Origin of the sequence: Amycolatopsis sp. NPDC049688, from assembly GCF_040674975.1 — a bacterium.
GTDB lineage: Bacteria > Actinomycetota > Actinomycetes > Mycobacteriales > Pseudonocardiaceae > Amycolatopsis.
On record NZ_JBFANY010000007.1, the window covers coordinates 123033 to 135993 of the forward strand.

The 12961-nt window shown below is 70.6% G+C and carries 12 protein-coding genes; 3 read left to right on the forward strand and 9 right to left on the reverse strand.

Annotated elements, in window-relative coordinates; genetic code table 11:
• Positions 1-27: 27 nt before the first annotated feature.
• On the reverse strand, positions 28-822 hold the full coding sequence (locus tag AB0J55_RS23885; protein ID WP_364252300.1) for a metallophosphoesterase: 795 nt from the start codon (positions 820-822) through the stop codon (positions 28-30).
• Positions 823-833: 11 nt separating this feature from the next.
• Positions 834-1244, reverse strand: a complete 411-nt coding sequence (locus AB0J55_RS23890) for a polyketide cyclase / dehydrase and lipid transport (RefSeq protein WP_364252303.1) — start codon at positions 1242-1244, stop codon at positions 834-836.
• Between the two features lie 127 nt (positions 1245-1371).
• Here AB0J55_RS23890 and AB0J55_RS23895 point away from each other — a divergent pair, with 127 nt between their 5' ends.
• Complete coding sequence (locus AB0J55_RS23895; protein ID WP_364252306.1) at positions 1372-3168, forward strand: long-chain fatty acid--CoA ligase; 1797 nt, start codon at positions 1372-1374, stop codon at positions 3166-3168.
• Here the strand turns inward: AB0J55_RS23895 and AB0J55_RS23900 are convergent, their stop codons facing one another.
• The 4 genes from AB0J55_RS23900 to AB0J55_RS23915 are packed head-to-tail and all read right to left on the reverse strand — an operon-like array spanning position 3169 to position 7650.
• The gene (locus AB0J55_RS23900) at positions 3169-4533 is read right to left on the reverse strand and encodes a GH1 family beta-glucosidase (RefSeq protein ID WP_364252309.1); all 1365 of its coding nucleotides are present in this window, start codon (positions 4531-4533) and stop codon (positions 3169-3171) included.
• Between the two features lie 17 nt (positions 4534-4550).
• Positions 4551-5435 (reverse strand): carbohydrate ABC transporter permease, encoded by an 885-nt coding sequence (locus AB0J55_RS23905; protein ID WP_364252312.1) that lies wholly within the window; start codon positions 5433-5435, stop codon positions 4551-4553.
• 8 nt (positions 5436-5443) lie between these two features.
• Positions 5444-6364: a sugar ABC transporter permease gene (locus AB0J55_RS23910; protein ID WP_364252315.1), complete on the reverse strand. Its 921-nt coding sequence runs from the start codon at positions 6362-6364 to the stop codon at positions 5444-5446.
• Positions 6364-7650, reverse strand: a complete 1287-nt coding sequence (locus AB0J55_RS23915) for an extracellular solute-binding protein (RefSeq protein ID WP_364252318.1) — start codon at positions 7648-7650, stop codon at positions 6364-6366. The genes AB0J55_RS23910 and AB0J55_RS23915 overlap by 1 nt, the downstream gene beginning before the upstream one ends.
• A 160-nt stretch (positions 7651-7810) precedes the next feature.
• Between AB0J55_RS23915 and AB0J55_RS23920 the strand changes: the two genes are divergently transcribed.
• The gene (locus AB0J55_RS23920) at positions 7811-8854 is read left to right on the forward strand and encodes a LacI family DNA-binding transcriptional regulator (RefSeq protein WP_364252321.1); all 1044 of its coding nucleotides are present in this window, start codon (positions 7811-7813) and stop codon (positions 8852-8854) included.
• A gap of 55 nt (positions 8855-8909) precedes the next feature.
• Here the strand turns inward: AB0J55_RS23920 and AB0J55_RS23925 are convergent, their stop codons facing one another.
• The 3 genes from AB0J55_RS23925 to AB0J55_RS23935 form a co-directional block, all read right to left on the reverse strand.
• On the reverse strand, positions 8910-10016 hold the full coding sequence (locus tag AB0J55_RS23925) for an NAD(P)/FAD-dependent oxidoreductase (RefSeq protein ID WP_364252324.1): 1107 nt from the start codon (positions 10014-10016) through the stop codon (positions 8910-8912).
• Positions 10017-10080: 64 nt separating this feature from the next.
• Entirely contained in the window at positions 10081-11058 is a 978-nt protein-coding gene (locus AB0J55_RS23930; RefSeq protein ID WP_364252327.1) for a ferritin-like domain-containing protein, read from the reverse strand.
• Between the two features lie 116 nt (positions 11059-11174).
• Positions 11175-12416, reverse strand: coding sequence for an aminotransferase class I/II-fold pyridoxal phosphate-dependent enzyme (locus AB0J55_RS23935; protein WP_364252330.1), 1242 nt, complete (start codon positions 12414-12416; stop codon positions 11175-11177).
• Positions 12417-12479: 63 nt separating this feature from the next.
• Between AB0J55_RS23935 and AB0J55_RS23940 the strand changes: the two genes are divergently transcribed.
• Positions 12480-12959, forward strand: coding sequence for a hypothetical protein (locus AB0J55_RS23940; protein WP_364252333.1), 480 nt, complete (start codon positions 12480-12482; stop codon positions 12957-12959).
• Positions 12960-12961 lie beyond the last annotated feature (2 nt).

The window sequence follows — 12961 nt, forward strand, 5'->3', positions numbered from 1 at the left end:
GGGTCGAAGCGTAGCCGCCGCGGTCGGTCACCAGCGCAGCACGTAGGGCTGCCCGGTCTCCTTGAAGTGACCCACGTTACGGCACTCGGTCAGGCCGACCCGGGCGCGCGGCGCGAGGGGCTGGTGCACGTGCCCGAACACCGACCACCGCGGCCGCTGCGCCCGGATCAGCTCCAGCAGCGCCACCGAGCCGATCTCGTTGCGGCGCGCCACGACGTCGTAGACCAGCTCCGGCAGGGCAGGCGGGCCGTGCGTGCAGAGGACGTCGACGTCGGTGAGCGCGGCGACGCTGCGGTCGTAGTCTTCGCGATCCCGCAGGTAGGGGCGCCAGGCGGCGCCCTTGCGGCGGCGCGGGACCACGCCGTCGGGCAGCAGCGCGCCGCCGACGAAGCCGAACCGCAGGCCGCCGATCTCGGCCACCTCGCCGTCCAGGACCCGGATGCCCTCGCCGGCGAACTCGGGCCACAGGTCCGGCGTGTCGACGTTGCCGGGGGTGGCGTAGGTGGGCGCGGTCATCGCCGCGAACAGCGTCGCGTACTGGGCGCGGATGGCTTCGTCGACCGCGGCGGCCGGGTCGTCGAGGCTCGCCCAGAGCTCCCGAGAGTAGGCAACGGTTTCGTCACGGGTGCCCTCGCGGCGCAGCCGGGCGAACCCGGCCACCTTCTCCGCGCCGAACAGGGCACCCATGATGCCCTTCTCGTGGTCGTGGTAGTCGACGAAGTCGATCAGGTCGCCGAGCACGACCAGGGCGTCGGCCCCGTCGCCCGCCTGCTTCAGCGCATCCGCGTTGCCGTGCACGTCCGAGACGACGTGTACCCGCACCCCTGGTCCCCTTAGCCCTCGACGCGCGGAGGAACGCCGGGCTCGCGCCCGTCCTCCAGGATCTCCTTCAGCCCGAGCGCGATCGCCTTCGCCGCGCGGGCCCGCCGGTCGAACTCCCGGCGCAGTTCGCGCGGCGCGAGCACCCGGGGCGTCCCGGCCGCATCAGCAGGGGTCGCCCGCAGGAAGTAGTGCAGCAGGGTGCCGTCGAGCACCGGCTCGAGCCAGACCTCCATCGTACCGACGAGGGCGCCCCGCACGGTCCAGCGCAGGCCCTTGTCACCCCGGTCGGTGTAGACCTCCAGGACCAGGTCGGGCCAGTAGCGCCGCCAGGACGCCGGTTCGGCGAAAACCGCGGCCACGGTGGCCGGCGGCACGGCGAGGAAGGTCTCGTCGACGATGTCGAGGGAGGGTGGCGCGGTCACGTGCGAAGAATGTCACGGCCTCGCCGCGCACGGGCGATCAGCATGGTCTTAAGGTGCTCACCACGCTAAGTTGACTGGCGGGTAACAGCGGTGTCGCCTGCCGCACGCGTTGAACACGGAGGTCCACGTGCGCGAATACAGCGCTCCCGCCGGCAAGCCGGTGGCCGACGACGAGAACATGTCCGATGTCGTCTGGGCGAACGCCGAGCGGTTCTCCGACGTGGTGAGCTTCCGCCGCCAGGTCGAGGGCAGCTGGCTGGACGTGACCGCCAAGGAGTTCGCGGCCGAGGTGCTGGCCGTGGCCAAGGGCATGGCCCAGGCCGGGATCGGCCGCGGCGACCGCGTCGCGATCATGTCGAAGACCCGCTACGAGTGGACGCTGATCGACTTCGCGATCTGGGCCGCCGGCGCGGTCACCGTCCCGATCTACGACACGTCCTCCCCGGAGCAGGTGCACTGGATCCTCTCCGACTCGGCCGCGAAGGGCATCTTCGTCGAGACGAACGCCCACGCCGCGGCGGTCGAGCAGATCCGGGACCGGCTCACCGACCTGCAGAACACGTGGCAGATCGAGGGCGACTCCCCCGCCGTCGAAGAGCTCTCCGCGCTGGGCGCGTCCCTGTCGGACGACGAGCTGCACGACCGGCGCCGCGAGGTGACCGCGGACGAGCTCGCCACCATCGTCTACACCTCGGGCACCACCGGCCGCCCCAAGGGCGTCGAGCTGACCCACCGCAACCTCCTGGCCGAGATCCGCGCCGACATCGAGGCGTTCCCGCAGCTGATGGAGCAGGGCAACTCGCTGCTGTGCTTCCTGCCGCTGGCGCACGTGCTGGCCCGCGCGATCGCCGTCACCGCGCTGACCGCCCGCGTCACCCTCGGCCACACCCCGGACGTCAAGAACCTGGTCGCCGACCTGGGCACCTTCCGGCCGACGTTCGTGGTCGCGGTGCCGCGCGTGTTCGAGAAGGTCTACAACTCGGCCAAGCAGAAGGCGCACAGCGAAGGCAAGGGCAAGATCTTCGACGCCGCGGAGGCCACGGCGGTCGCCTACAGCGAGGCGCAGGACCACGGCGGCGCCGGGCTCGGGCTGAAGCTGAAGCACCTGGCGTTCGACAAGCTGGTCTACGGCAAGCTGCGCGCGGCCCTCGGCGGCCGCTGCGTCGCGGCGGTCTCCGGCGGCGCTCCCCTGGGCGCGCGGCTGGCGCACTTCTTCCGCGGCATCGGCGTCCCGGTGTTCGAGGGCTACGGCCTGACCGAGACGTCCGCAGCGGCGAACGTCAACACCCAGACGGCGTTCCGCGTGGGCACGGTCGGCAAGCCGGTCAACGGCACGTCGGTCCGCATCGCCGACGACGGCGAGGTGCTCCTCAAGGGCGACGTCGTGTTCCGGGCGTACTACAACAACCCGGCCGCCACCAAGGAAGCGCTCACCGACGGCTGGTTCCACACGGGCGACCTCGGCGAGCTGGACGCGGACGGGTTCCTCAAGATCACCGGCCGCAAGAAGGAGATCATCGTGACGGCGGGCGGCAAGAACGTCGCCCCGTCCGGCCTCGAGGACACGATCAAGGCGTCCCCGCTGGTCAGCCAGGCGATGGTGGTGGGCGACCAGCGCCCGTTCATCGCGGCCCTGGTGACGGTGGACGAGGAGTACTTCCCGTCCTGGAAGACCCAGCACGGCAAGCCCGCCTCGGCCACGGTCGCGGACCTGGCTTCGGACGCCGACCTGCTCGCGGAGATCCAGGCCGCGGTGGACGAGGCCAACAAGTCGGTATCCAAGGCCGAGGCGATCAAGAAGTTCACCGTGCTGGCGAACGACTTCACCGAGGCGGGCGGGGAGATCACGCCGAGCTTGAAGCTGAAGCGGAACGTGGTCTCGAAGAACTACGCGAACGACATCGAAGGTCTCTACAAGAAGTAGTCACCCGAGGGACCGCTGGGCCGCGATGAAGTCGCGGTACCAGCGGTAACTCGACCGGGGCGTGCGCGCTTGCGTCGCGTAGTCCACGTGGACCAGGCCGAACCGGTGCTTGTACCCGTGCGCCCACTCGAAGTTGTCCAGCAGGGACCAGCAGAAATACCCGCGCAGGTCCACGCCGGCCGCGGCGGCCGTGCGGGCCGCCTCGATGTGCTCGCTCAAGAAGCTGATGCGCTCGTAGTCCGCGAAATCACTCCGGTCCGCGTACACGCAGCCGTTCTCCGTGACGTACACCGGTGGCAGGCCGGGATACCGGTTGTGCAGGCCGACCAACGCTTCCGTGAGGCCCTCCGGCTCGACCGGCCAGCCCATCCCGGTCCGCGGGACGTCCGGCAGCCGCGAAGTGTCCACGCCGATGTCGGCCACCGTCCTCGACGCCGGGTCCGGCTCGCGGTGCGGGGCGTCCGCGACGTGCAGGCGGTAGTAGTAGTTCACGCCCAGGTAGTCCAGGGGCGCCGCGATGATCTCCAGGTCTTCGTCGCGGCGGAACGAGAAGTCCGAGACGCCGTCGAACATCGCCGGCAGGCCCGGGGCGTAGCGGCCGCCGAACAGCGGGTCGGTGAACTGGCGGCGCAGCAGCGTGTCCTGGCGGGCCGCCGCCGCGGCGTCGGCCGCCGAGTCGGAGACCGGGACCGCCGGTGACTGGTTGAGGACGATGCCGAACTGGTGCGGCAACGCCGCCCGCTCGCACATCGCCCGGACCGCCAGGCCGTGGCCGAGCAGCAGGTGGTGGGCGGCCGCCAGCGCGCCGTGTCCCTCCCGCGCCCCCGGCGCGTGGCGGCCCTCGCCGTACCCCGCCACCGCGCACGGGTACGGCTCGTTCAGGGTCGTCCAGAAGTCCACGACGTCCCCGAGTTCCCCATGCACCAGCGCCGCGTACTCGGCGAACCGGTACGCCGTGTCGCGCGAGCGCCAGCCGCCCGCGTCCTCCAGGGCCTGGGGCAGGTCCCAGTGGTACAGCGTCAGGAACGGCTCGATCCCCTTCTCCCGCAGCCCTTCCACGAGCCGCCGGTAGAAGTCGAGGCCGCGGCGCTCCACGCGGCGCCCGTCCGGCTGGACGCGCGGCCAGGACACCGAAAACCGGTACGAGTCCACGCCCAGCCCGGTGAGCAGGGCCAGGTCGTCCGGCCAGCGGTGGTAGTGGTCGGCCGCCGGTTCCCCGGTGTCACCGCCCGCCACCGCGCCCGGCACCGCGGCGAAGGTGTCCCAGATGGACGGTCCGCGGCCGTCCGCGGTGGTGGCGCCCTCGATCTGGAACGCCGAAGTCGCTACGCCCCAGCGGAAGCCGGGCGGGAAACTGGTGGTCACAGTGAGCTCCGGGAAGGTCAGCCCTTGAGCGCGCCCTGCATGATGCCGCCCACGATCTGGCGGCCGAACAGCAGGAACACGATCAGGACGGGGACGGTGCCGATGGTGGCGGCGGTGAGCACGAGCGTGTAGTCGGTGGTGTAGCCACTGGCCAGTGTGGACAGTGCGGTCTGGACGGTCGGGTTCTCCGGCACCAGCACCACCAGCGGCCAGAAGAAGTCGTTCCACGCCTGCATGAAGGTGAACAGGCCGAGCACCGCCGCGGCCGGGCGGGCGGCGGGCAGGGCCACGTGCCAGAACAGCCGCAGCGAGCCGCAGCCGTCCATCCGGCCCGCTTCCAGCAGCTCCAGCGGCAGTGCCCGCTCGAAGTACTGGCGCATGAAGAACACGCCGAACGCGGTGACCAGGCCGGGCACGATCACCGCCTGCAGCTGCCCGGCCCACCCGAAGTCGGCCATCATCATGTACAGCGGCACGACACCCAGCTCGGTCGGGATCGCCTGGGTGGCGACCACGACGAGCAGCAGGAACGTCCGCCCGCGGAAGCGCATCTTGGCGAAGGCGAACCCCGCCAGCGTCGAGAACAGCACGACCGACACGGTGATCGTGCCCGCGACGATCAGCGAGTTGCCCAGCGCCAGCGCGAAGTCCGTCTCGTCGAAGACGCGGGCGATGTTCTCGAACAGGTGCCCGCCGGGCACGAGCACCGGCGGGACCTTCCCGACCGCCTCCGTCGTCTGCGAAGAGACGACGAACGACCAGTACACCGGGAACGCCGAGCCGGCCAGGATCGCGATGAGCGCGGCGTAGGTCCACGGGCTCGTGGCCCGCCGGACCAGCCGCCGCGCCCGGCCGGGCGGGCTCGGCGGCGCGGCGGGCGCCGAGGTCAGCACGGAAGTCATGTCGCTCCTCAGTCCGTTTGGATCCGCCGGGTGACCAGGTACGACAGGCCCGCGACGAGCATCGTGGCCACGGCCAGGATCAGCGCGATCGCCGAGCTGTAGCCGAAGTCGTACTTGGTGAAGCCCTGCTCGTAGAGGTAGAGCGCGGCGGTCTGGAACTGCCGGTCGGAGCCGCCGGTGGCGGCCGCGGTGCCGGGGTTGAACAGCAGCGGCTCGGCCAGCAGCCGCATGTTCCCGGTCGTCGCGATCACCGTCGAGAAGATGATCTGCGGCCGCAGCAGCGGCACGGTGATCCGCCAGAACTGCTGCCACCCCTTGGCGCCGTCGAGGGTGGCGGCCTCGTACATGCTCGACGGGATCGCCTGCATCGACGCCAGGAAGATCAGCGCGTGGTAGCCGGTCCAGCGCCACACCACCATCGCCGCGATGGCGGTGTGCGAGCTGGCCGTGCCGGCCTGCCAGTCGACCTGGCCGGCGCCGAACCAGCTCAGCACCCAGTTGACCAGGCCGAAGTCCCGGCCGAACAGCTGCGCGAAGATGATCGTCACCGCCGCCACCGAGGTGATGTTCGGCAGGATCATCCCCATCCGGAAGAACATCCGCCCGCGCAGCCGCCGGTTGAGCAGGTGCGCGATGCCGAGCGCGAACAGGATCTGCGGAACCGTGGTGAGCAGCCACAGGCTGACCGTGTTCCCCATCGAGTTCCAGAAGTACGGGTCGTGGAACAGCAGCTGCTCGTAGTTGCCGAACCCGATGAACTGGGCGCCTTCGGCGTCGATGAGGTTCCGCTTCTGCAGCGACACGAACGCCGTGTACAGCAGCGGGAAGAGCCCGAAGACGCCGAAGATGAGGAAGTACGGGCTGATGAAACCGAACGGCGACAGCTTGACGTCCCACTTCTGCCGCCGCTCGGCGAAGGTGAGTGCCATTACTTGATCTTCGAGACGTCACCGACCAGCTGCTGCCACGCCGCCGGGCCGTCCTGCTTGCCCTGCTCGACGCGTTGCATCGCGTTGCCGAACTCGGTCTGCACGTCGCCGGCCTTCGGGCCCTGGTACTGCGGGTTCAGCTTCTTCGCCGCGTCCGTGAAGACCTTGCCGACGGGCGCGTTGTTGAAGAACGGGTTGGTGTAGGAGGTGATCTTCGGGTCGTCGTAGAGCGACGGCGCCGACGGCAGCAGGCCCTTGCTGGTGAACACCTTCGCCTGCTGCTCGGGCGCGGTCAGCCAGGCGGCGAGCTCGGCGGCTTCCTTGGTGTGCTTGCCCTGCTTCGGCACGGTCAGGTACGAACCGCCCCAGTTGCCGCCCCCGCCGGGCACGGCCGCGACGTCCCACTTGCCCGCGGTGTCCGGCGCCTGGTCCTTGATCTTGGTCATCATCCAGGCCGGGCAGGTGACGGTGGCGAACTGCCCCTGGGTGAAGCCGGTATTCCACTGCGGCGTGCTGTAGAGCAGGCCCGCGCTCAGGTTCGCCTTGACCGCGTCGACCACGAGGTCCCAGCCCTGGCGCAGCGCCGGGTTGCTGCCCACGATGATCTGGTCGTTCTGGTCGTAGTAGCCCTGCGGTGCCTGGCCGACGATCGCGTTGAGCACGGTCGGGCCGCCGTCCATGAACTTGACGCCGTTCGGGGCCTTGGCCTGGAAGCGCTTGCCGGTCTCGAAGAACGCCTGCCAGGTCGGCCAGAGCGCGGAGACGGCGTCGCGGTCGGCGGGCAGCTGGGCCTGCTCGAACAGGTCGCGGCGGTAGCAGATGGCCAGGCCGCCGACGTCGGTGCCGTAGCCGATCTGCTGGCCGCCCTTGGCCAGCGACGCCGCCCACTTCCAGGCCAGCCAGCGGTCCTTGAGCTTGTCGCCGCCGACGGTGTTGAGGTCGACGAACTTGTCCGGCGCCGCCTTGAACTGGGCGACGTACCCGGTGTCGATGGCCTCGACGTCCGCGGCGCCGGCGCCGGTGGCCAGGTGCGCGGCGAGGTTCTTGTGGTGGTCGGAGTAGGCGGCGGTCCGCTCGGTGATCTCGATGTCCGGGTGCGCCGCCTGGTACTCCTTGATCAGGTCGGTGTAGCCGAAGTTGCCGAACAGGCCGAGGCTCAGCTTGACCTTGCCGCCGCCGGCGGCGCTGCCACCGCCACCGCAGGCGGTCAGCGCGGTGACCGCGGCCAGGGCGGCGCACGCCCCGGCGATCAGGCGAAGCCGGCGGTTCGTCGTTTTCGGGCGCATGAGATCTCCGTTGTTCTGCGGGCCGTCGGGAAAACGCGGGTCCCATGAGAGCGCTCCCAGCAACCATCCGTCAAGTAACGAAATGGTAACTGACTCCGGCGTTTACGCAGCCTGAGATCGTGTGCTACTGATGTAACCGGTTACAAGAACGGAGATCGCCATGGTCACTGCCCGCGAAGTAGCGCAGCTCTGCGGGGTTTCCGTCGCCACCGTGTCGCGGGTCTTCAACCGCCCCGCCACGGTCAGCGCGACGACGCGCGAACGCGTCGAACGCGTGGCGCGGGACCTGGATTTCTCGCCGAACGAGTCGGCGCGGGCGCTGTCGCGGCAGCAGTCGGCGATGGTCGGGCTGGTCTGGGACACCGACCACCGGCGGCCCGGCTGGCGGCACCCGTTCCTGCAGGACCTGTTGCTGGGCCTCAAGTCCGCGCTGAGTTCGCACGGCTACCACCTGCTGATGCTCGCGACCAGCGACGACGCCCGCGACCGCCACCCGGGCGTGTCACTGGCCGACCCGCTCGCCTACGTGAGCATGACCCGGCGTCACCACCTGGCCGGCTTGGTGCTGATCGACAGCGGGACGGACGCCGAGGCGTTCACGGCGTTCGCCCAGTCGGGGTTGCCGTGCGTCGCGCTGGACGTGGCCCTGTCCGGACCACGGGCGACGTACGTGACGTCGGACAACGCCGGCGGCGCGGCGTCGGCGGTCCGGCACCTGGCGTCCCTGGGCCACCGCCGGATCGCGACGATCACCGGCCCGCGCGGCAACGCGCCCGCGACCGCCCGGACCGAGGGCTACCGGCGCGGCCTGGCGGAGGCGGGGCTGGAGGCGCGCGAGGACCTGGTGATCACGGGCGACTTCTACCGCGAGAGCGGCTTCGTCGGCATGCGCCGGCTCCTGGCCAGAAAGGACCCGCCGACGGCGGTGTTCGCGGCGAGCGACGAGATGGCGGTGGGGGCGCTCCTGGCGGCCCGCGCGGCCGGGCTGCAGGTCCCGGCGGACCTGGCCGTGGTGGGATTCGACGACATCGAGGTGGCGTCCCTGGTGGACCCGGCGCTGACGACGGTGGCCCAGGACAAACCGGGCTTCGGCACGGCAGCGGCCGGCGCGCTGCTGGCGATGCTCGAGAACGCCGACGCACCGGAACCGGTGCTGCTGCCGACGAAACTGGTGGTCCGCGAATCCTGCGGCTCCCGGTCGTGAGTGAGAAACAGTATTCTAACACTGTTTCTCACTCACGACAAGCCGCGGCAGACCCCTAGACGGTGATCTTCGCGTCCCAGTCGATGTGGTGCGAGTACAGCCAGCCGCTCTCTTCGCCGACGTCCTGGCCCGCGCTTGCCGCGACCAGCTTCTCCACGCGTTCCCGGCGCAACCCCTCGTAGGCCGCGAAAGCCGAGGCCGGATCCGGCAGGTCGCGCAGGCACTGCGCCAGGACCACGCTGTCCTCCAGCGCCATCGACGCCCCCTGACCGGCGGCCGGGGACGCGGCGTGCGCGGCGTCGCCGACGAGGACCATCTCGGGCGTCGACCACACCCGCGTCTCCGGGACGTCGTACGAGTGCCCGCCGAACACCTCGTCCCCCGTGGCGGCGATGATGTCCGTGCACGGCAACGGGTCTCCGTCGAACGCCGCGTACGCGAACTCGCGCCAGCCCGCCGGGGTGACCGCGGCGATCTCGTCGCGGGGCCGCTCGGCGTCCGGGATGCGGGCGAACCAGAAGGTGGCGCCGTCCGGGTCCGTGGTGAACCCGAAGGCCGCCCGGCTGCCGCGGGCCATCCGGTAGATCCCCGGCGCGGCAGGCAATCCGCCCGCCCGCGTGTAGCCGTACACCACGGTCAGGCCGGTGTAGCGGGGCTCGTCCGCGGCCGGGTCGATCAGCCGCCGGACGACCGAGCGCAACCCGTCCGCGCCGACCAGCACGTCACCCGTTTCGGTGGTGCCGTCGGCGAACTCCGCCGTGCTCCCGTCCGGGCCGGGCTGCGCGCCCACCAGCCGGCGGCCGCGCTCCAGCGGGATACCGCGGCGCGCGGCTTCGTCCTGCAGGACGCGGTAGAGCGTCGCGCGGGTCAGGGTGCGCGGCCCGTCGAGCCCTTCGGTGTCGAACTCGCGCCGCCCGACGGTCTCCCCCGTCGGGGCGACGAGCTCGACGCCGTAGGCGGCGGAGGACGCCTCGATCACCGGGCCGTCGGCACCGATCGCGCGCAGGGCGTCCATGCCGTTGTGCATGATCGTGAGGAACGCGCCGGCGTCGTCCCCACCGGTGGGGTGGGCCTCGTACACGACCGGTTCGTGCCCGGCGAGCTTCAGCGCCATCGCCGTGACCGTGCCCGAGATCCCGCCACCCGCGACCAGTACCCGCACTTCGCGCCCCCTCGACTCCGCGTGCCGCCGTCGCCGACGTTACCGTGACGGCGGCACGCGGGGCCTACTTCTCCTTCGCACCGCTGGTGGCGATCTCGCCGTTCAGGCCGCGCGGGTAGAAGCCACCCGAGGACACCTTGTCCGGGTTCAGGTAGGCGATGTTGAGCACGCGGTCCGCGGAACGCCCGAACGCGATGCCGTTCGCGTCCGCGGGGACGAGGTTCGCCTTGCCGTCCTTGATGACGCCTTCGTCGTCGTCGGCCTTGCCGTCGAGGCTGTCGCGGGCGTCGGACATCTTGTTCGTGATGTCCCCGAGGCCGCGCTCGAACAGGGCCGACCGCACGATTCCGGCGTGGTAGGCCTCGACGGCCAGGATGCCCGCGGCCGCGTCGAGGAAGGTCTTGTTGTTCACCAGCGGGGCGGCGCCCTTGTAGGCGGAGACGCCGACGTCCTCGAACAGGTAGGCGGCGAGCAGGAAGTTGTTCTCGCTGCCGAACGGGTCGAACGTCTGGCCCTGCTTGATCACGCCGGCGGCCTGCATGGCCGCGGTGAAGCTGTTCTGGAAGTCGATTTCCGGCTGCGCGACGGCGGCCTTGTCCAGCGCCTTGCGCAGGAAGTTGACGTGCGCGACCTCGTCGCCGGCGATCTCCTGGACGAGTTGCTTGGTGTGCTCGCTCTTGAACTTCACCGCGTGGCCGCCGGACACCTTGCCGAGGTTGCCGACGCCGTTGACGTACTTCTCGTTCAGCCCGTAGCCGTAGACGGCGAACGAGTACAGGTTCGCCTCGAGGTACTCGAGGTTCAACGCGAAGTTCAGCACGGCGGCGTCACTCGCCGCCTCCTTCGCCTTGTCACCTCCCTGCGCACCGTACTGCGACGTGGCACCCGCCGAGCCGAGGCCCAGCGACAGCGCCGTGCCGAGCGCGCCGGCACCCGCGACGCCGAGTCCCGCCGCTCCCGCAGCCTTGAGGAAGCGGCGGCGGTCGGTCGCGTTCTCCGCGCTGCGCTCGATCAGCTGCTCTGTGTAGCGTTTTCCGAACACCGGGGGACGTCCTCTCGTGACGAGTTCGTCCACCTCACCCACCGGTCATACGTACCTGGGCGTCCCCCGGCTCGGTCAAATCGGGAAAATTTTTGATCGACTTGGGTTTCCCCAGGTCAGCCGCGCTGCGCGACGGCGAGCCGGACGCACACGGCCAGCGCGCGGACGGCCTCTTCGACCTCCGCGAGCTTCGGGAAGGTCGGCGCGATCCGGATGACGGCGTCGGCCGGGTCGTTCCCGTGCGGGTGGGTCGCCCCGGCGGGGGTCAGCGCGACCCCGGCCTCCTTCGCCAGCCGCACGACCTCCTTCGCGGTGCCCTGCGGGACGGTCAGCGTGATGAAGTACCCGCCGGTCGGCTTGGTCCAGGACGCCAGGTCGGCCAGTTCCTCGCTGAGGATGCGGTCGACGGCCGCGAACTTCGGGCCGATGATCTCGGCGTGCTTGCGCATGTGGGCGCGGACGCCGTCTTCGTCCTTGAGGAAGTGGGCGTGGCGCAGCTGGTTCACCTTGTCGGGGCCGATGGTGCGCTTGCCGGTGTTCCCGGTCCACCAGGCGAGGTTGGCCTCGGACGCGCCGAAGAAGCCGACGCCGGCGCCGGCGAGGGTGATCTTCGACGTCGAGCCGAAGACGAACACGCGGTCGGCGTTGCCGGCCTCGGTCGCCAGCGCGAGGAGGTCGGCGAGCTCCGGCTCGGCGTCGGTGAGGTGGTGCACGGCGTAGGCGTTGTCCCAGAAGATCCGGAAGTCCGGCGCCGCGGTGCGCATGGTGGCGAGCCGCTGGACCACGTCGTCACTGAACGTGACACCGGTCGGGTTGCTGTACTTCGGCACGCACCAGATGCCCTTGACGCTCGCGTCCTCGGCGACCAGCGTCTCGACGGCGTCCATGTCCGGGCCCTCGTCGGTCATCGCGACCGGGACGAGTTCGATGCCGAACCGCTCGGTGAGCGCGAAGTGGCGGTCGTAACCCGGGACGGGGGCGAGGAACTTCACCTGCGGCTCGTCGGCCCAGCGGCGCTCGGCGCCGGGGACCTTGCTCAGCAGGGCCTGGACGACGGCGTCGTGCATCAGCTCGAGGCTGGAGTTGCCCGCGGCCAGCAGCCGGCCGGCGGGCACCTGCAGCGCGCCGGCGAAGATGCGGCGCAGCTCGGGCAGGCCGTTGAGGCCGCCGTAGTTGCGGACGTCGGTGCCGTCCTCGGCCTTGAAGGTGCCATCGCCCGGGAGGGAGAGCAGCGCGTTCGAAAGGTCGAGCTGCTCGGGGGACGGCTTGCCGCGGGTGATGTCCAGGGAGAGGCCTCGGCCGACCAGGGCCGCGTACTCGCTGCGGGCCGTGTCGACGTCGACGGAAGCAGTGGTCATGGCCCCAACGCTAAACCCGGTGTCGATACCATTTCGGGGCGGGTCCTGGCTAGGGTGGTTCGTGTGCACCTCGTCGTCCACGCCGACCAGCGGCAGTTCTCGGTGCGGGACTCCCGCTCCCGGTTGACCGGCAGCGGCTGGACGCCGGAAGCGGTGGAATGTCACCGGATCGGGGTGGAGCCCGGCGGTCTCGCCATCGCGACGGCACGCTCGGACCTGGTCGAGTCTTCGGTGACCCTGCTGCCTTCGCCGGCTGCTCTTTCGCCTGACGCCGAGCACGTCGTGGAAGCGGATCTTCCGGTTCCGAGCGGGAAACTCGTGATTTCCGGGCCCGCCGACTACCCGTCGCAGGAGAAGTTCTTTTCGGTGCTGCCGGGGTTGTACCGGGCACGGGTGTCGTACGTGCCCGCGGGGCCGCCGCCGGTGGACTGGAACGACCACGAGTACGGGGAGCACTACCGGTACGTGGTGGAGCTGTGGCCGGCTGCGGCACCATCGGGCGTCGAGGTCCTGCGCCAGGGCGCGGCAGTCTGGGACGGCTGAGG

Coding starts and splice junctions, on each gene's coding strand:
- AB0J55_RS23935 (WP_364252330.1), bottom strand. CDS start 12,416: ATGACCACTGCTTCCGTCGACGTCGACACGGCCCGCAGCGAGTACGCG.
- AB0J55_RS23915 (WP_364252318.1), bottom strand. CDS start 7,650: ATGCGCCCGAAAACGACGAACCGCCGGCTTCGCCTGATCGCCGGGGCG.
- AB0J55_RS23920 (WP_364252321.1), top strand. CDS start 7,811: ATGGTCACTGCCCGCGAAGTAGCGCAGCTCTGCGGGGTTTCCGTCGCC.
- AB0J55_RS23905 (WP_364252312.1), bottom strand. CDS start 5,435: ATGACTTCCGTGCTGACCTCGGCGCCCGCCGCGCCGCCGAGCCCGCCC.
- AB0J55_RS23910 (WP_364252315.1), bottom strand. CDS start 6,364: ATGGCACTCACCTTCGCCGAGCGGCGGCAGAAGTGGGACGTCAAGCTG.